An 18,519-nucleotide genomic window follows, 5' to 3' on the forward strand; every position below is an offset into this window, starting at 1 on the left:
AAGAAAAGTATAGCATAAATGATAACAAATCCATAAAGAGTGTTTAATTAAATCTATCTATTCCGACTGCAGTTTATACCCCGCCGTATTTGAACAAAGAACTTATCGAACCGCCGTCTTTAATAATCCGGATCGCATTGGACAACAGTCCCGCTACGGAAAGCACCTGGAAACGGGAGGAGTGATCGTCTGGAATCGCAATGGAGTCGGTAATGACGACTTCTCTAATGTTCGGGTGGTCAAGACGCTGCAGCGCCGGTCCGGAGAATACCGGATGTGTCGCACAGATGAAGACGTCGTTCGCTCCTCTTTCCTTTAACCCTTCCACGACATTGACAATGGTTGTTCCGGTATCGATCAAGTCTTCGAAAATAACCGGTGTTTTGCCTTTTACATCACCGATAACGTGAGTCACTACCGCCTCGTTGTGCGCATAACGCTTTTTGAACATCATAGCGATAGGCGCTTCCAGCACGTTCGCAAGGTTCTCAGCTCTAGTCACGCCGCCCGCGTCCGGGGATACGACGATAAGGTCATCGATTTGCTTTTGTTTAATATGAGCGCTAAGCAAGTCCAAAGCCGTCAAATGGTCCACCGGAATGTTGAAGAAGCCTTGAATTGCAGGCGCATGAAGGTCAATGGTAATAACGCGGTCCGCTCCGGCTGCATTGAGCAAATCAGCAACCAATTTCGCGGAAATAGGTTCCCGTGGAGCCGCTTTCCGTTCCTGACGGGAATATCCATAGTAAGGTACGACAAGGTTGATTGTTCTGGCTGACGCGCGCTTGGCCGCATCCATCATAACCAACAGCTCCATGAAATTCTCGTTGATCGGATGGGAGAACGTTTGGACCAAGAACACATCACAGTTCCGAATGGTTTCTTCATAGCAGCAGTAAATTTCCCCGCATTTGAACCGGGAAAGCTTGACTTGGCCGAGTGAAACGCCTAGCTCATTACAGATTTTCTCTGCGAGCTTAGGGTTGGATGATCCGGAAAAAATCTTCAATTTGTCGCTAAACATGGTTAAAGGTTACCTCCGCTATGGATTGTTTACGTAAATTATGTGGGCTGCAGTTCCGATGCATCTATTGACATCAAGAGTCATTATACTATAAAAATGTCCACAACCCTCATTATACATGAAAAATAATGTTTAAGAAAAAGGCATTTCCGTGAAAATCGCAGGGAAAACCTGCATAACGGCGCCCTATTTGCCAGTTTCGGTTACAGATTCCAGCAAAAACCGCTGGATCCGGGCGGCTTCTTGACACAGAGCAAGGGCATGAACTTCAGCGGCCCAGCATTTGGGTTGCCTACTATTCTATGCCCTTTTTGGTATCGTCCCATTCGTCCGGCACCGATAGTCACTCGGCAGCCATGTCATTTGTCATACGCTTCCCAATACGTGATACGGTGCGGGATGGTTTCGATTATTTTTTGGAATTGTGGCGGTTATCTAATTCGCGCATGACGTCGTCCAAAGGAAGCTTGGCTTCGCGCAGCAGCACCATCAGATGGAAGATCAGGTCGCTTGCTTCGTAACGGAGCTCGTCGTTGTCGCGGTTTTTGGCGGCGATAATGACTTCGGCCGTTTCTTCGCCGACCTTTTTCAATATTTTATCGATTCCCTTCTCGAACAGGTAGGTCGTATAAGCGCCCTCCGGACGCTCCGCATCGCGCTGGGCGATGACCGATTCGAGCTTGGACAGCATCGCGAAGCGATCGCCCACATTGGCCGCCTCTGAGGATTCAGCTTGACCGCCCACCTGCACTTCGTTGAAGAAGCAGCTGTACTGCCCCGTGTGGCATGCCGGTCCTGTCTGGTTCACGAGCACAAGCAGCGTATCTCCGTCGCAATCGTATTTCAGCGAGCGCACCTTCTGAATGTGGCCGGAGGTCGCTCCTTTATGCCACAGCTCGCTGCGGGAACGGCTCCAGAACCACGTTTCCCCTGACTCCAGAGTAAGTCTCAGCGATTCTTGGTTCATATAAGCCATCATCAATACATCTTTGCTTGCCGCGTCCTGAACGATGGCGGGAACGAGACCTTGAGCGTCCCATTTGATCGCTGACGTCAGCTCTTCCCAGGATTGCGGAGCTTGTTGTTCGTTTGTCATCGCACTTCGACTCCTTTCTGCCGGAGGTTGTCTTTAACCTCACCAATCGTAAGCTCTTTATAATGAAAAATCGTTGCGGCCAATCCCGCATCCGCTTTGCCTTCAGCAAACACATCGTAAAAGTGGTCCTTCGTTCCGGCCCCGCCCGAAGCGATAACCGGAATGGTCAGCAGCTCGGATACAGCGCGAGTCAGCGGCAGATCGAAGCCGTCCTTGGTACCGTCGGCATCCATGCTCGTCAGCAAGATTTCACCGGCGCCCAGCTCCTCCGCCCGCTTCGCCCATTCCAGCGCCTTGATGCCGGTGCCGTTGCGTCCGCCGTGGGTGAACACTTCCCACTCGCCCCAAGCTTCGTTGTAACGAGCGTCGATAGCGACCACGATGCACTGCGATCCGAACTTTCTCGCACCGTCGGAGATCAGATCCGGATTTCGGACCGCGGCCGTGTTAATGCCGATCTTATCGGCTCCGGCGCGGAGCAGCCGCTTCATGTCGTCCACGCTCGATATGCCGCCGCCGACCGTAAACGGAATCGTAATTTCGCCTGCGGTCTGCTTCACCACCTCGACCATCGTCGCCCGGCCTTCTACGGAAGCCGAAATGTCGAGAAATACTAGCTCGTCGGCTCCCTCCCGATCGTAGATCGCCGCCAGCTCGACCGGATCGCCCGCATCGCGCAAATTCACGAAGTTGACGCCCTTCACGACCCGTCCGTCTTTAACGTCCAGGCAAGGGATTATTCGTTTGGCAAGCATTGGTTAGCCCCCGTTCCCATGATATCTGTTGCTAATGATTTCGATTGCAGCTCCAGCTGGAGACAAACAGTAAGCCCCCGGGCCGCGGCTCGGGCTCTTATCGTTTGCACAAGGCGAGAAAATTGCCCAGCAGCTGCATTCCGATGCTGCCGCTTTTCTCCGGGTGAAACTGCATGCCGTACACATTGCCGCGTCCTACGATGGCGGTTACCTGCTGATGATAGTCGGTCGTTGCCAGCAGGTCCGACGGCTGCTCGGGCTGCACGTGATACGAGTGCACGAAGTAGACGTGGCCCTCCTCGATGCCGCTGAACAGCGGGCTTGGCTGCTTGAACTGCAGCCGGTTCCAGCCCATGTGCGGCACCTTGTAGCTCCCGCGGAAGCGGACGACCTGTCCCGGCAGCAGGTTCAGCCCCTCGTGGGAGCCATGCTCCTCACTCTTGCTGAACAATAGCTGCATTCCGAGACAGATGCCGAGCAGCGGCTTGCCGGTTGCGGCGAATCGTCCTACCGCGCCATCCAGGCCGGATGCGCGCAGCTGCTCCATGGCGTCGCCGAAGGCGCCCACGCCCGGCAAAATCGCTCCGTCGGCCGCAAGGATCTGCGCCTCGTCGGAGGTGATGACGGCTTCGAAGCCGAGCCGTTCAACCGCTTTGCTGACGCTGTGCAGGTTGCCCATGCCGTAGTCGATGATGGCGATCATCCTTACAGCACTCCCTTCGTCGACGGCACGCCTTTCACGCGCGGATCGATGCTCGTCGCTTCGTCCAGCGCACGGCCGAGCGCCTTGAATACCGCTTCGATCATGTGATGCGTATTTTGCCCGTAATGGACGATGACGTGCAGCGTTATGCGCGCCTCGAGAGCAAGCTTCCATAGAAACTCATGCACCATCTCCGTAGAGAAGCTGCCTACTTGCGCCGACGGATACTGCGCCCGGTATTCGAAGTGAGGGCGGTTGCTCACGTCGATAACGACTTGCGCCAGCGCTTCATCCATCGGAATGAACACGTTCGCGTAGCGCTTGATTCCTCTCTTGTCGCCCAACGCTTCGCGAAGAGTGTGACCCAGACAAATGCCGATATCTTCAACCGTGTGGTGGTCATCGATGTCGATGTCGCCGATCGCTTTGACCTTCAGGTCGAATTGGCCGTGCTTCGTGAACAAATCAAGCATATGGTTTAAAAACGGCACGTCCGTCTCGATCTCCGATACGCCGGAGCCGTCTACGTTAAACGTCAATTGAATATCCGTTTCATTCGTTTTGCGGGCAATCGATGCCGAACGCTCGTTGGTTTGTTGGTCAGCCACGGGAATTCCCTTCTTTCTCGAGTCGTATTTGAATCGCCCTCGCGTGGGCTTCGAGCCCTTCGTGGCGAGCTAGCGTAATAATTTTGTCCCCGTCCCGGAGCAGCGCTTCTTTGCTGTAGTAGATGACGCTGGACTTCTTCATGAAGTCGTCCACGTTGAGCGGAGAAGAGAACCGTGCCGTCCCGTTCGTCGGCAGCACATGGTTCGGGCCGGCGAAATAGTCTCCGACGGGCTCCGAGCTGTACGGTCCGAGGAAGATCGCGCCTGCGTTCTCGATGGCGCTCAAGTATTGGAACGGCTCGCTCACGATGACCTCGAGATGCTCCGGCGCAAGCCGGTTCACGGCGTCCACGCCCTCCTCGAGGCTCGCTACCGTGAGGATCGCCCCGTAGTCGCGGATCGACTGCTCCGCGATGCCCCGCTTCGGCAGCGTCTCAAGCTGGCGGGCTACCTCCGCCTGCACCGCTTCGGCGAGCGCTTGCGACGGCGTGATGAGAATCGCCGACGCCATCTCGTCGTGCTCGGCCTGCGACAGCAGGTCCGCAGCCACATACGCGGCGTCGGCCGTCTCATCGGCCAGCACGACGATCTCGCTCGGGCCGGCGATGCTGTCGATGTCGACCGCGCCGAACACGTACCGCTTGGCCAGGGCTACGTAGATGTTGCCCGGGCCCACGATTTTGTCGGCAGCCGGGATCGACTCCGTGCCGTAGGCGAGCGCTGCGACAGCTTGCGCGCCGCCGACGCGGTAGATCTCGCGCACGCCCGCTTCCGCTGCGGCCACGAGGATGTGAGGGTCGATGCCCTCAACCCCGGCCGTCGCCGGCGGCGTCACCATCACGATTTCCGGCACGCCCGCAACCTGGGCCGGAATCGCGTTCATCAGGACGGACGACGGATACGCCGCCTTACCGCCCGGCACATACAGCCCGACCCGGCGCAGCGGCCGGATCACTTGCCCCAGGATGCTGCCGTCCGGCTGCAGATCCATCCAGGACGTCCGCTTCTGCTTCTCGTGGAAGCGGCGAACATTGACCGCTGCTTCCCGAATCGCAGCGAGAAACTCCTCGTCTACCGACGCATAGGCGGCCTCGATTTCGGCTTCGCTCACGCGCAGCTCGTCGACGGTTACGCCGTCGAACTGCTGAGCGAAGCTCTTGAGCGCCGCGTCGCCTTCGCGGCGCACGCTCTCAATAATGCTTTTGACCCGCTCGTTCTGTTCCTCCGAGCCGTATTCCACTTCGCGCTTCAGCGCGAACTCGCTGGCCGGCACAATTTTCATCGCCTGCTCCCCCTTTTCCTATACAATACTTGCTCCCGTGCTTGCTTACGCGCTTCGTTCTTGCTCCCGCATCTATCCGTTCACTTGCATTATTTCGCAGTAATGGAAGCCGTCAGCTGCTGCAGCTTGTCGCACAGCGCTTGAATCGATTCATTTTTCATCCGGTAGCTCACCCGGTTGGCAATCAGCCGGCTCGTGATCGAGAAGATCTGCTCCTGCTCGACCAGTCCGTTCTCCTTCAAGGTCTGGCCCGTCTCGACCATATCGACGATCCGGTCCGCCAAGCCGATCAAAGGCGCCAGCTCGATGGAACCGTTCAGCTTGATCACTTCCACCTGCTGTCCTTTTTCACGGAAATATTGCGACGCCACATTCGGATATTTCGTCGCCACACGCGGATTCAGCACCGGCTTCCAATCCGGAAGGCCGATGACCGACATCCGGCAGCGCGCGATTCCGAGGTCGATCAGCTCGTATACATCACGGTTTTCCTCCATCAGGACATCTTTGCCGACGACTCCAATGTCTGCCACGCCGTATTCCACATACGTCGCTACGTCGACCGGCTTCGCCATGATGAATTCGAGTCCTGCTTCCGGCACCGGAATGATCAGCTTGCGCGAATCGTCCATATCCTCAGGGATCGGATAGCCCGCGTCACGAAAAAGCTTGGAAGCCTGCTTGTAGATGCGCCCTTTGGGCATCGCCACTTTCAATACATCCTGCATATCCCTGCTCCTTTATTTAAACGTGATGACGTCCCGGTAGACCGTGCCGTTGACCAAATACGTTCCGTCTTCCTTGCGCGTCGATCCGATTTCATCCGATCCGTCCTGCAATAACCGCGTTTCCACCATCGTGCCGCCTTGGGACCGCAGCTCCTGAGCTTTGGCGAACGCCTCGGCCCGGTTAGGAGCTTTATAAGCTATCAGCACCTTGCTAGGCGCCTCTACTGTCCCCTGCTTGCCGACTACCTCCATAATCCGGTTCGTTTTCAGCGCGAACCCTGTCGCCGGAGCCGGACGCCCGAATTGCGTCAGCAAATTGTCGTACCGACCTCCGCTGCATACAGGGAACCCGAGATCCGCAGCGTAGCCTTCAAACGTCATACCTGTATAGTAGGAGAAATCTCCAATCATCGTTAAGTCAATCAGCACATGCTCGCTCACGCCGTACGCTTCGAGCACGTCCCACACTTCGCACAAATGGGCGATCGATTGCTGCGCCATCGGATCGTGTGTCACCTGCTGCGCCTGCGCGCAAATCTCCTGCCCCCCGCGAAGTCTCAATATCCCTTCCAGCTCCCGCTGAACTTCGGCGTCGAGGCCAAGGCCCTTGATCGTATCCCGATAGCCGACGTAGTCCCGGTTAAGCAAACATTCCTTCAATGCTTGCTGAGGTTCCGTCCGGTGCTGCAGCGTCTCGTTGAACAGTCCGGTTAGAAAACCGACGTGACCGAGGGCGATTTTGAACTGCTGTACCCCTGCCGCCTGCAAGCTGGCAATCGCCAGTGCGATAACCTCCGCATCCGATTCCGAAGAGCCGTCACCTACAAGCTCCACGCCGGCCTGGAAAAATTCTGCGTCTCTGCCCGCTTCCGCCTCGAAGGCGCGAAATACATTCGCATGATACGAGAGCCGGATAGGAAACGGCTGGTCCTTCAGCAGCGACGACACCACCCGCGCTATCGGAGCCGTAATATCGGACCGCATAACCAATGTCGTTCCGTTGCGGTCAAGCAGCTTGAACAGCTTGCGGTCTTCCGTAGAGCTCGCTACTCCCACGGTATCGTAAAATTCCAAGGTAGGCGTCAAGATCTCCCGGTACCCCCAACGCTCCATGCATTGCAGTACGTTCGTTTCAATAGCGCGCAGCTTCGCTACCGCTTCAGGAAGATAATCTTTGACTCCAGTCGGTTTTTCAAACACTTTCGGTTTCGACACCGCTCTTCACCCGCCTATATTAACAATGTTCACAAATGCTTTAGTTCGCTAATATGCTACCAAATTAAAGGATGTATTCGTAATATAACACTGAACACCTGCGGCGTCAATGAGCAATACGGATAAATTAGAGAGGAACTTGCCGTCTCTTCCCTACAAATCCCTCTCTTCGTCCAGAGCCGCAGACTTCAGCTTCTATAGGCAAAACCACCTCGTCTGCCGATCATAAATCATGCAAAATGCTACGGCTCAAGGTCTTCTGTTCTCTTCTTGCTTTAAGTGATGGCGAATGCCTTGCCCGGCAAATGGCTCGTCTTTGAAACGGGGAATCACATGCAAATGAGCGTGTAAAACCGTCTGCCCGCCCACCGCGCCGCTATTCCACCCTACATTATATCCGTCAGGCTTGTACCGCTCATCCAGGTAAGCCTTTGCTCTTAACAGCAGACCGCGGGTATCCCTAAATTCCTCATCCGTCAAATCGAATACTGTCTCCCGGTGCGCCCTCGGTATGATCATGCAGGACCCGACAAGCACCTTATCCTTGTTCGTAATCAATACGCAATATTCGCTTTCCAACACAATCTCGTCACTCTTCAGCGGTTCGCAGAATGGACACGGTTCGGTCATCAACTTATCTCCTATACAGCCTCAGCCTTAAGCTCTTCCGCTGCAATAAGCTACGACAACACGGTAAGGAAGCTTGCCTCCGAAAATATCCAGCGCGCTGCCGACGGTAATATCCAGCTTGTCTTGTCCTAGTGTACGGAACAGCTCCAAGTCCTCCATAGACCGTGCTCCGCCTGCATAAGTGGTCGGAATGGTCACACCATTCGCCAAATGGCGGACTAGGCTTTGTTGAATGCCGGATTGCTTGCCTTCCACATCCACGGCATGAACCAGGAATTCATCACAATACTGCTCTAGGTAACGGATATTGTCCAACGTCACCTCGAAATTGCTGAACGTCTTCCACTGGTTGGTCACGACGTACCATTTGCCGTCCTTTTCTTTGCAGCTCAAATCGATAACGAGACGATCCTTCCCTACCTCGGAAACGATCTTGTTCATGTTCTCCGTATTCAGCTCGCCGTCCCGAAAGATGTAGGAGGTCACTATGACATGGGACGCGCCCTGCTCCAAATAAGACGATGCGTTATCCGCGTTGATCCCCCCGCCGATTTGCAAGCCGCCCTCGTATTGCCGCAGCGCTTTTACCGCCGCTTCTTCATTGCCGCTGCCCAGCATGATGACGTGGCCGCCGGTTAACCCGTCCCGTTTGAACATGTCGGCATAATATGCTGAATCATGCTCCGAGACGAAGTTTTCTACAACCCCTTCGCCCTGTCGGCCCGCATTTAATGTTTCGCCTACTATTTGCTTTACTTTCCCTTGGTGAAGATCAATACACGGTCTGAATTTCAATGAGGCTCCCCTGCCCTTCATTTCATAATTCTGTCGGCTTCACGCCGCATCCCTAGGTTCCCGCTTTCGAATCATCCGTTCTAACGTCCTCACGAATGACACGCAGCGGATTGCCCGCTACGAAGCTGTACGGCGCCACGTCCTTATGCACGACCGAGCCTGCTCCCACGACCGCATGGTCGCCGATCGTAACACCGGGCAAAATCGTCGAATTGGCGCCGATCATCACATTCGAACCGATACGAACCGTACCGATGCGGTATTCCTTGATCAAGTATTCGTGGGTCAAAATCGTCGTATTGTAGCCGATGATGGAATTGCTGCCGACCTCTATCCGCTCCGGAAAGAACACATCCACCATGACCATTAACGCAAAGGAGGTATGCTGCCCTACCTTCATTCCAAGCACATGGCGATAAATCCAGCACTTGAACGACAGGAAGGGTGCATACCGTGTAAGTTGAATAAACATAAAATTGCGGACCGCTTTCCAGAAGCTGACCGTACGGTACATTTGCCACAGCGAATTCGGCCCTTCGACCGGAAACTTATCCGTTTGTCTCAATCGATATCCCCTCGACTCCAGCAATAGGGAGAATTTCTCTTATATCATCGATGATATAGGTAGGATTGTACTGCTTCAAGTATTCGACGCCTTTCATGGACCATGCCACGGCAGCCGAAGGGATTCCCGCATTATGTGCGGCTTCCACGTCGTAATGGCTGTCGCCCACCATCATCGCTTGATCCGGTGTGGAGCCGAGCTGCTTCAACGCCTTGATTATTCCTTCCGGATCCGGCTTCGGCCGCTCTACGTCGTCCACCGTCACGATCGTTCCGAAATAGTCGAACAATCCGGTCAGCTTCAGTCCCATCTCGGTCGTCAACCGTACCTTGCTTGTTACTACGCCCAATTTGATTCCTGCTTCGTGCAGTTTTTGCAGCGTCTCGCGGACATGCGGAAATTCCTTCACAAGCGCGTCGTGGTGCTCCACGTTATATTTGCGGTATTTTTGCACCAGATCGTCCACGACATCTCTGCCGGTAAAAAACTTCATTTGCTCGACAAGCGGTCTTCCCATATTCGGAATAATATGCTCTCGAGTTACAGGCTCCTGGGTCACCCCTTCGAAGGTGTGGAGAAACGATTGAATGATCAGCTCGTTCGTATCGACAATCGTTCCGTCCAAATCAAACAACACCGTATCCAACATATTGTAAGCTCCTTTTCATGCTGTAGTTGTATCCAATGAAAGGCCTGTTGTATTACGTTTGCGGATGTTCCTTGTTGGCCGAGTTCTCTGTATCTCCTGCCGCTGCAGAAGCAGAGCTGCCGTTGTTCCCTTGATCGCCCGCCGCATTGGCGCCAATCGGCTCGTTCGGCTTCAGACGCTCGATTGGATGGGAATAGCGTACCGAAGCGGCCCCGGTCTTTCTGCGGATTGCGATCAATACGAAAGCAGCAATGACGATCAGCACAGCGAGCAGCTGCGAGATTCTTATATTTCCTCCATAAGTCATAGCACCCGCTTCAAAGCCTAACCAATGCATCGGCGCCCACAGTCCATGCAGCAAAGATGCCAGCCATTCCGGACCCGTGAAGTCCAGGCTGTCCGTTCTCAAGGCTTCAATGAAGAAGCGGCCGATCGAATACCATATAAAATAGCTCATGAACAGCTCGCCCGCCCGCAGGAACGTTCTGCGACGCAGCACGAACAGCAGCAGCAGCCCTACGATATTCCAGAGCGATTCGTACAGAAAGGTCGGATGATAGTACTCACCGTCGATATACATCTGATTGACGATAAAATCGGGAAGATGCAGCGAGCTGCGAAGGAACGCTTCGCTTACCGGCCCACCGTGCGCCTCCTGATTCATAAAGTTGCCCCACCGGCCGATCGCTTGTCCCACAATTAAGCCGGGCGCGCAGATATCGGCAATCCGCCAAAAAGAGTAGCCCTTTTTGCGGACATAGATCAATGCCGCGATAATGGCCCCGATCAGAGCGCCATAGATGGCGATGCCGCCATGCCACACTTTAAACACTTCGGATAAATTGTCTTTATAATCTTCCCATTTGAATGCTACATAATAAATTCTAGCCCCAATGATGGCCGAAGGGACGCCGATCAGCACCAAATCCATGAAGAAGTCGGGATTCATCCCGAAGCGCTTTCCCTCTTGAATCGCCAACAGCAAGCCGACCAAAGCGGCGGTTCCCAGAATGATACCGTACCAGTGCACTTGCAAAGGTCCGATTCCGAACGCAATCGGATCGATAGCCAAAAACATGAAGTTCCTCCTTTGAGCGTCACGCTCCCGCATTCCTCTTATTCCATGTCGTCAATATCTTCAGACAGCGATTCGGTCAGCTTGTTCGTGAACTGCAGCGCGGCATTGTATCCCATTCGCTTCAATCTGTAGTTCATCGCAGCTACCTCGATAATTACCGCCAAGTTACGGCCCGGACGAACCGGAATCGTCACAAGCGGAATGTCTGTATCGATGATTCTCGTCGTTTCTTCGTCCAGCCCCAGGCGGTCATACTGCTTATCCTGCTGCCATGTCTCCAGCTTGACGACGACGGAAATTTTCTTCACATTACGGACGGCCCCCGCACCAAACAGCGTCATCACGTTAATGATACCTACGCCGCGGATTTCCAGCAGGTGACGGATCAGCTCCGGCGCGTTCCCGATCAGAACGTGGTCCGCCGTTTGCCGGATTTCCACCGCATCATCGGCAATGAGCCGGTGGCCGCGTTTGACCAGCTCCAGCGCCGTCTCGCTTTTCCCGATTCCGCTGCTTCCCGAGATCAGCATGCCGATCCCGTATACATCGACCAATACGCCGTGAATCGTTGTCGACGGAGCCAGCTTATTCTCGAGAAATCCGGTGATCCGGCTGGCCAGAATCGTCGTCGATGTTTTGGTGCGCAGCACCGGAATGTTGTAATCGTTGGCTGCAGCAAGCAGCTCTATAGGAATGTCCAGTCCGCGGCTCACCAGTATACAAGGCGTATCCTCGGGAGCGCACAGTTTCTTCATCCGGTCCATCCGTTCATCCGACGAAAGGCCGTCGAAGAACGTCAGTTCCGTTTTCCCGAGTATTTGCACCCGCTCCGTAGGATGAAACTCGTAATAGCCCGCCATGGCCAAGCCAGGCCGGTACAAATCGGCTACCGTAATCGGACGCTTAAGACCCGAGTCGCCGCATATAACTTCGAGATGAAATTCTTGAACCAGGTCAGACACTTTCACTTTTCTAGCCATCTCTGCTCCGTCTCCTTCGTTTTTCCCAATAATCCCATCGTATAAAAAAACGAACGATAAATCAACCAACCGTTGACATTTCGGCCTGTTTCTTTACGTCATTTTAAATTGCTTCAGCTTTTGAACGAACATTTTGACCGCCATCGTTTCTGCGGCCGGCTTCTTATCCTGCAATATAAGAAAGTCTCTTGTAAATCGGCTATCCTTCACCGGAATGCTGCATAACCCCCCGGATTCCAGCTCCTTGCGGATGACCAGCCTGGATAGGATCGCTATCCCGAGTCCTGCGGCTACGGCTTCCTTAACGCCCTGGCTGCTGTTGAATACAAAAGACCGCTTCACCCTTATGGCCGATTCGGCAATAAATTGATCGCTGAACGCCCTCGTTCCGGACCCGCTCTCTCTCATCACCCATACCTGATCATGCAGCTCGGACAGCTTGATACTCTTGCGGCTGCACAAAGGGTGATGCGTTTGTGCGACCAGCACCATCTGGTCCTCCATGAACGGCGGCTGGACCACGAGCTCGGGGTACTCGACTTCGCCCTCAACCAGACCGATATCCAGCTCATTCGAGTGAACGCCGCGGGCGATTTCTTCGGTATTCGCTATCGTCACGTTCAGATCGATATGCGGATATTGCTTCGCGAACTCCGCCAATACATGAGGCAGTATATATTCCCCGATCGTAAAGCTGGCCCCGACCTTGATCGTCCCTGTCACTTCGTCGCGCAGCAGGAATATTTCTTCCTTCGCCGATTCGTATAGCGCAAGCATATGCTTAGCTTTTTTGTATAAAATCTCTCCCGCTTCGGTCATCTTCACATGCTTGGAGGAACGATGGATCAGTTTTACGCCAAATTCGTTCTCCAAATTCCGGATATGCAGGCTCACTCCCGGCTGGGATAAATTCAACAATTCCGCCGCTCTGGAGAAGTTGCTCTGCTCCACTACGGCAACAAATACTTTCAGTGTATCAACGACCATGCTCCCTTGACCCCGCTATTCCTCTATCCCTCTTGTTGTAACCCATTGTATCCTTTTCAAAGTTTGCAAACAATCCCGGCCGTCAGACGCCCAATCATAATGATTTGTAATAGTTCGGATAGCATATCGGTATTTCACTTTTCTTCCGCTTCATTTTATATTGGCGTTAAGCAAAGCAATTCTAATAACTAAATTCTTTTAAAAAGGAGCGGATAGGAGCATGAGCCACACTCAAGCACTTCCTGCACATAGCAAGAACAAAAGGAACTTCGGTTTCTCTATGGGGATCGGCCTGACTTTGCTAATTGCCCTGACGGCCAAATGGCTGGCCTATATCCCGCTGTTAAGCATTATGGGGCAGCTCGTTATTGCCATTCTTATCGGCATCCTTTGGCGGGCCGCTATCGGCGTTCCGGATAAAGTCGCGGCAGGAGCCGGCTTTTCCAGCAAAAAGCTGCTGCGTGCCGGAATCATTTTGCTAGGGATGAGACTGAACCTGATGGATATCGTCCATGCCGGACCCAAGATCATGATCATGGCTATCGTTGTCATCGCTTTTACATTATCGGTTGTATATGGACTGACCCGATTATTTAAGGTAGAGCAGCGGCTCGGCATCCTGACCGCCTGCGGCACGGCTATATGCGGCGCTGCGGCCGTAGTGGCCATTGCACCGCAGATCAAAGCCAAAGATGACGAAACCGCCATCGGTGCAGCCACGGTTGCGATTCTGGGAACCTTGTTCACATTGATCTACACGCTTCTGTTCCCGGTTCTTGGTTTATCACCGCTAGGCTACGGAGTATTTTCCGGCGCCACGCTTCACGAGATCGCCCATGTCATTGCAGCCTCCGCTCCTGGAGGCCAAGCAGCCGTGGATATGGCGGTTATCGTTAAGCTGACGAGGGTCGCTCTGCTGGTCCCTGTCGCTATTATCATCGGCATCTGGGTCAACCGTACCAAGGCCGCGGCACAGGAAGGCGCGAACAAAGCCTCCTGGAGATCGATCCCTATCCCCTGGTTTATTGTGGGATTTCTGGCCGTAAGCGCGATCCACTCACTCGGGATCATTCCTCCCGCTGCCGCCGACAGCATCGTCACCGCTGCTTATATGCTCATTGCCATGGCCATGGCCGGTCTCGGGCTGAACGTCGATCTTGCCGCCTTCCGCAGGCTGGGTATGAGATCTTTCGCCGCCGGCTTTATCGGCTCGGTGCTGCTGTCCGCTCTGGGCTACCTGCTTGTCCGCCTGTTCGGGCTCTCCTGATGGAACGAAGGCAGGTCTAGAGCAGACACCTGATGATGTACCGCCCTTCGCGCTAATTTACCGTGACAACGGATATAATTGACCATGGGTCAGTTTTGCCCGTTGTCTTTGTCTTGTCTTTTTGCTTAAACCTCAACAAGCTGTTGAGCATCGGAAGAAGGATCGATGCTCCTGCACCTCTGTTTTACAAGCAATGCACTGCAATCATCCCTTCCGTAAAGCTTGCCCTGAACGCAAAAAAGGCCAGTCGCAATGACTGGCCTCGATTATTTTCAATTAGTTAGCAAGGATGGACAACGTAGTTTGTTGATCGAAGAAGTGAACTTTGTTCATGTCGATCGCCAATTTGACGTTTGTGCCTTCTTTGAAGCCAGCGCGGCCGTCAACACGAGCCACTACGCTGTTTTTGCCGATACCGTTCAGGTACAAGAACATTTCGTGACCCAAGTTCTCGGATACCTCGATGTGAGCATTCACGATTGTGTTAGGGGAAGCTTCCAGGAATACTGGCTCTTCGTGGAAATCTTCAGGACGAACGCCCATAATGACTTCTTTACCTACATAGCCTTTTTCGCGAAGCACTTTTGCTTTGCCTTCAGGCAGCTCAACGTTAACGCCATTCGATTTGAAGTATACGCTGCCGCCTTGATCTGCCAAAGAACCTGTAACAAAGTTCATGGAAGGAGATCCGATAAAGCCTGCAACGAACATGTTCAACGGATAGTTGTAGATTTCTTCCGGAGTAGCCGCTTGTTGAATGATCCCTTTGTCCATAACGACGATACGGTCGCCCATGGTCATAGCTTCTGTTTGGTCATGCGTTACGTAGATGATTGTAGTTTCAAGACGCTTGTGCAGCTTGCTGATCTCAGCACGCATTTGTACGCGCAATTTGGCATCCAAGTTGGACAAAGGTTCGTCCATCAGGAACACTTGCGGCTCACGAACGATCGCACGGCCCAAGGCAACACGTTGGCGTTGACCACCGGAAAGAGCTTTTGGCTTACGATCCAGCAAATGTTCGATATCGAGGATTTTGGCAGCTTCGCGTACGCGAGCGTCGATGTCGGCTTTCTTGAACTTACGAAGCTTCAAACCGAAAGCCATGTTTTGATACACGTTCATATGCGGATACAATGCGTAAGATTGGAAAACCATCGCGATGTCGCGGTCTTTAGGTGCAACGTCGTTTACCAAACGGTCGCCAATGTAAAGCTCGCCTTCAGTGATTTCTTCCAAGCCTGCAATCATACGAAGAGTTGTGGACTTACCGCAACCGGATGCGCCTACAAGAACCAAAAACTCTTTATCTTTGATTTCAAGATGAAAATCTTTCACTGTCGCTTCTTCAGCACCTGCGTATCTTTTAACGATGTGGTTTAAACGTACACCTGCCATGGTTTTATTCCCCCTACGAATTAGTATCAATGTTATACAGTTATCTTACCGTAGGATCGGATATGTGACTATGCACAATCTTCACAAAAAAATTACTTTCTTTTCGTTACTTTGTACAAAAGCAATGCAATCTTCACCAACACGGCATCGTTAAATGTGCGGACGTCGAGTCCCGTTTCCTGTTTGAACTTGTCCAGTCTGTATAACAGCGTATTGCGGTGAATATACAGCTTCTTCGCGGTTTCGCTGACGTTGCAGTCGAGCTGAAAAAATTGCTCCAGCGTCGTCATCGTCTCCGCATCGAGCGCCACATCGAGCCGCTTCAGTACCCGTTCGAGGAAATTTGTTTTTTCCGCTTCGGGGATCAGATTGATAAGCTTCTCCAGCTGCAGCATCCAGGGAAGATGCATATTGTTACCCATATGGTATGTTCGGCCCAGCATCATCGTCTCTCTAAGCTGCAGCACCGTAGCGTAGAGCGATTTGGACGGAATGATAGGATAATGGATGGCCAAATGGCACTCTCCGACCCATTCGTTCTCCAGCATTTCATGCAGCCCGTACCCTATCGCGGCGAGCGTATCCTCCAGACTATCCTCTTCGCCATACTCCTTCTCGTCCGCGCCGTCCATCGACAGCATTTTCTCCGAGCCGAGAATGAGCCACTCTTTATCCATTAAAGGGATAAGGATGATTTCGGCTTCGAAGAACGATTCGAGAAGCTTCTTCAGCTCCTGATAGCTTACTTTGCGGGATTGCGAATAATCGCCATAGAGCAGAAGCGGAATTTTCGTCGTATATAGCGACAACTGAGAAACGAGCGTATCCGGCATCTCCGCATTGGACAGCCCCACATCCTGCTGCTGCTTGAACCAGTCGCGAACCATCCCGACTTTTCGTTCTTCCTCGCTGACAGATACGGCAGGCTTCTTGTCCTGGACTCGTCTCGACTCCAGCATCAATTCTACAAGCTGACGTTCCGATGCAGTCAGTCCGCCGGCTTCGACGGTCAGTACAAGCGCTTCTTGCGCTTCTTTATGGACTAAAAAGACGACCTGCTGGTCGTTGCTCAAGCTTTTGGGCGGTGCGCCTTTGCCTTTCGCTTCGGTATCCGCCTCTCTCAGCCACTGCTCCCATGTCCATTTCGACAACCTAACAGGTACTTGCAAAATATGTTCCAGCTGCTGCCTCAACGGTTCCCAATCCATTCCCGAGCTCCCAACGTTATGAATTTATCTTTATATTTTTATCATAACAAAAAAATCTGCGTCATAAAACCAACAAAATCAAATGCATCCATGCATATTCCCACCTCATGCTTCCGCAAAGCTCCTATCCTCTCCTCTTTATCCTGGATTTTCATCCAACGCCTGTGGTAAAAATGACCTCCTGCCGGCTCCCGGCTTTCTAGGATATTTCGCAGGCTAATGGAAATAATTGAACTGTTCGTGTTCATCATTTCATGGAGGAGGAGCCGCAATTTTTTACATACCTTACGGCACGGGCACCGTTCCTCTGGATATCCCTGATACACAGCCCTATGATGTCGTCAATTACCGCATGAACGAAAATGACGGAGACGAAGCGGTCTCTCTCACCCGCATTCGCGATACGTTGAACCGCCCGGACGGGACCCCTCCATTGCGTGAGCTCGCCCGCGGAAAGAAGCACGCAGTTATTATGATCAGCGATGGGACGAGACTATGTCCAAGCCACATCATTCTCCCTCTTCTGCTGGATGAGCTGAACCTAGGGGGAGTTCACGACGATGCCATTACCATTCTGATTGCGTTAGGGATGCACCGCCAGCATACGCCACAGGAAATGGAACGGCTGGTCGGAGCACGGGTATACACGCGCGTCCGTGTCCTTAACCATAGCGCTGCCGCGGAAGATTGCATTTATCTCGGTACGACGTCAGCCGGCACTCCTGTCGAAATCAACCGGATTGCGGTAGAGGCCGATCTGCGGATCGTTACGGGCAACATCGAGCCCCATGCGATGGCAGGCGTGTCGGGAGGCGTCAAGGCCGTCATTCCGGGAATTGCTTCCGAACGGTGCATCCAGCATAATCACAGCTTGTCCATGAACGGCAGAACGGTGCCTGGTGAGACGGATAATCCCGTACATCGCGACATGGCGGAGGCTCTCAGGTTTATTAACATCGATTTTATGCTCAATGTGATCGTTAACCATAAACAGCACATTTTGGAGGCAGTAGCAGGCCACGTGATCCAGGCGCATCGAACCGCTATCGACAAGGCGGGAGCCCGGTTTATCGTACCGTCGCAGACCGATTATGATGTAACCGTCGTTTCTCCCGGAGGCCATCCGAAGGATATGCAGATGTACCAGTCCATTAAAGCGCTGCGCAATGCTTCTGCTATTACGAAGCCCGGAGGGACGATTTTGATGGCGGCGGAATGTGCCGAAATGATGGGTAATGGGACACTCTCGCTATGGGTAGAGACGATGAGGGACCGCAAGCGGGCGGTTGATAAGCTGAAGCAGCAGTTTCAGCTCGGAGCGCACAAGCTCCTTCATCTGGACGACGTATTGTCGCGTCACACGGTCTATTTGCATTCATCTATTCCGCGGCCGATCGTTGAGCTACTCGGCTTCATTCCAGCCGAAAACCTGCAATCCGCCTTTCATTTGGCATTGACCAATAAAGCCGTCAAATTGGCTGTCATGCCGTTTGGCTCGCTCACCTATCCGCAAGTGCTTCAAAAGCCTCAAAGCCCGCCAAAATGAACCTA

Annotated in this window: 19 protein-coding genes; 2 read left to right on the forward strand and 17 right to left on the reverse strand. The window is 53.2% G+C overall.

The features are described 5' to 3' along the window. Nucleotides 1-73: 73 nt before the first annotated feature. The 15 genes from DVH26_RS35890 to DVH26_RS35960 form a co-directional block, all read right to left on the reverse strand. Complete coding sequence (locus DVH26_RS35890) at nt 74-1,024, reverse strand: ribose-phosphate diphosphokinase (protein ID WP_239630369.1); 951 nt, start codon at nt 1,022-1,024, stop codon at nt 74-76. A gap of 409 nt (nt 1,025-1,433) precedes the next feature. Then, on the reverse strand, nt 1,434-2,120 hold the full coding sequence (gene hisIE, locus DVH26_RS35895) for a bifunctional phosphoribosyl-AMP cyclohydrolase/phosphoribosyl-ATP diphosphatase HisIE (RefSeq protein WP_239630370.1): 687 nt from the start codon (nt 2,118-2,120) through the stop codon (nt 1,434-1,436). Then, complete coding sequence (gene hisF / locus DVH26_RS35900; RefSeq protein ID WP_239630371.1) at nt 2,117-2,875, reverse strand: imidazole glycerol phosphate synthase subunit HisF; 759 nt, start codon at nt 2,873-2,875, stop codon at nt 2,117-2,119. Before hisF ends, hisIE begins: the two co-directional genes overlap by 4 nt. A 97-nt stretch (nt 2,876-2,972) precedes the next feature. Further along, on the reverse strand, nt 2,973-3,578 hold the full coding sequence (hisH, locus tag DVH26_RS35905) for an imidazole glycerol phosphate synthase subunit HisH (RefSeq protein ID WP_239635603.1): 606 nt from the start codon (nt 3,576-3,578) through the stop codon (nt 2,973-2,975). A gap of 2 nt (nt 3,579-3,580) precedes the next feature. After that, a complete protein-coding gene (gene hisB / locus DVH26_RS35910) occupies nt 3,581-4,186 on the reverse strand; it encodes an imidazoleglycerol-phosphate dehydratase HisB (RefSeq protein WP_239630372.1) in 606 nt (201 codons plus the stop codon). Further along, nucleotides 4,179-5,468 carry a histidinol dehydrogenase gene (gene hisD, locus DVH26_RS35915; RefSeq protein WP_239630373.1) on the reverse strand — a complete coding sequence of 430 codons (1,290 nt, stop codon included), beginning with the start codon at nt 5,466-5,468 and terminating at the stop codon, nt 4,179-4,181. The genes hisB and hisD overlap by 8 nt, the downstream gene beginning before the upstream one ends. Before the next feature lie 89 nt (nt 5,469-5,557). Next, entirely contained in the window at nt 5,558-6,196 is a 639-nt protein-coding gene (gene hisG / locus DVH26_RS35920) for an ATP phosphoribosyltransferase (RefSeq protein WP_239630374.1), read from the reverse strand. Nucleotides 6,197-6,208: 12 nt separating this feature from the next. Continuing rightward, the gene (locus DVH26_RS35925; protein ID WP_239630375.1) at nt 6,209-7,411 is read right to left on the reverse strand and encodes an ATP phosphoribosyltransferase regulatory subunit; all 1,203 of its coding nucleotides are present in this window, start codon (nt 7,409-7,411) and stop codon (nt 6,209-6,211) included. A gap of 249 nt (nt 7,412-7,660) precedes the next feature. Further along, nucleotides 7,661-8,041, reverse strand: a complete 381-nt coding sequence (locus DVH26_RS35930) for an HIT family protein (RefSeq protein WP_239630376.1) — start codon at nt 8,039-8,041, stop codon at nt 7,661-7,663. Nucleotides 8,042-8,068: 27 nt separating this feature from the next. Continuing rightward, a complete protein-coding gene (hisA, locus tag DVH26_RS35935; RefSeq protein ID WP_239630377.1) occupies nt 8,069-8,836 on the reverse strand; it encodes a phosphoribosylformimino-5-aminoimidazole carboxamide ribotide isomerase in 768 nt (255 codons plus the stop codon). A gap of 52 nt (nt 8,837-8,888) precedes the next feature. Beyond that, nucleotides 8,889-9,401: an acyltransferase gene (locus tag DVH26_RS35940; protein WP_239630378.1), complete on the reverse strand. Its 513-nt coding sequence runs from the start codon at nt 9,399-9,401 to the stop codon at nt 8,889-8,891. Next, nucleotides 9,385-10,050 carry a pyrophosphatase PpaX gene (gene ppaX / locus DVH26_RS35945; protein WP_239630379.1) on the reverse strand — a complete coding sequence of 222 codons (666 nt, stop codon included), beginning with the start codon at nt 10,048-10,050 and terminating at the stop codon, nt 9,385-9,387. The genes DVH26_RS35940 and ppaX overlap by 17 nt, the downstream gene beginning before the upstream one ends. Before the next feature lie 52 nt (nt 10,051-10,102). Then, the gene (lgt, locus tag DVH26_RS35950; protein ID WP_239630380.1) at nt 10,103-11,128 is read right to left on the reverse strand and encodes a prolipoprotein diacylglyceryl transferase; all 1,026 of its coding nucleotides are present in this window, start codon (nt 11,126-11,128) and stop codon (nt 10,103-10,105) included. Between the two features lie 38 nt (nt 11,129-11,166). After that, on the reverse strand, nt 11,167-12,108 hold the full coding sequence (hprK, locus tag DVH26_RS35955) for an HPr(Ser) kinase/phosphatase (RefSeq protein ID WP_239630381.1): 942 nt from the start codon (nt 12,106-12,108) through the stop codon (nt 11,167-11,169). Nucleotides 12,109-12,201: 93 nt separating this feature from the next. Next, nucleotides 12,202-13,095 (reverse strand): LysR family transcriptional regulator, encoded by an 894-nt coding sequence (locus tag DVH26_RS35960; RefSeq protein ID WP_239630382.1) that lies wholly within the window; start codon nt 13,093-13,095, stop codon nt 12,202-12,204. A 220-nt stretch (nt 13,096-13,315) separates the two neighbouring features. Here DVH26_RS35960 and DVH26_RS35965 point away from each other — a divergent pair, with 220 nt between their 5' ends. Next, entirely contained in the window at nt 13,316-14,362 is a 1,047-nt protein-coding gene (locus DVH26_RS35965; RefSeq protein ID WP_239630383.1) for a YeiH family protein, read from the forward strand. A gap of 276 nt (nt 14,363-14,638) precedes the next feature. Here DVH26_RS35965 and DVH26_RS35970 read toward each other — a convergent pair whose 3' ends face one another. Both DVH26_RS35970 and DVH26_RS35975 read right to left on the reverse strand, forming a co-directional pair. Further along, complete coding sequence (locus DVH26_RS35970; RefSeq protein ID WP_239630384.1) at nt 14,639-15,760, reverse strand: ABC transporter ATP-binding protein; 1,122 nt, start codon at nt 15,758-15,760, stop codon at nt 14,639-14,641. A gap of 92 nt (nt 15,761-15,852) precedes the next feature. Further along, complete coding sequence (locus DVH26_RS35975; protein WP_239630385.1) at nt 15,853-16,968, reverse strand: PucR family transcriptional regulator; 1,116 nt, start codon at nt 16,966-16,968, stop codon at nt 15,853-15,855. Between the two features lie 229 nt (nt 16,969-17,197). Between DVH26_RS35975 and DVH26_RS35980 the strand changes: the two genes are divergently transcribed. After that, nucleotides 17,198-18,514, forward strand: a complete 1,317-nt coding sequence (locus DVH26_RS35980) for a nickel-dependent lactate racemase family protein (protein WP_239630386.1) — start codon at nt 17,198-17,200, stop codon at nt 18,512-18,514. Nucleotides 18,515-18,519: the final 5 nt, after the last annotated feature.

The organism is Paenibacillus sp. H1-7 (assembly GCF_022354825.1).
GTDB lineage: Bacteria > Bacillota > Bacilli > Paenibacillales > NBRC-103111 > Paenibacillus_S.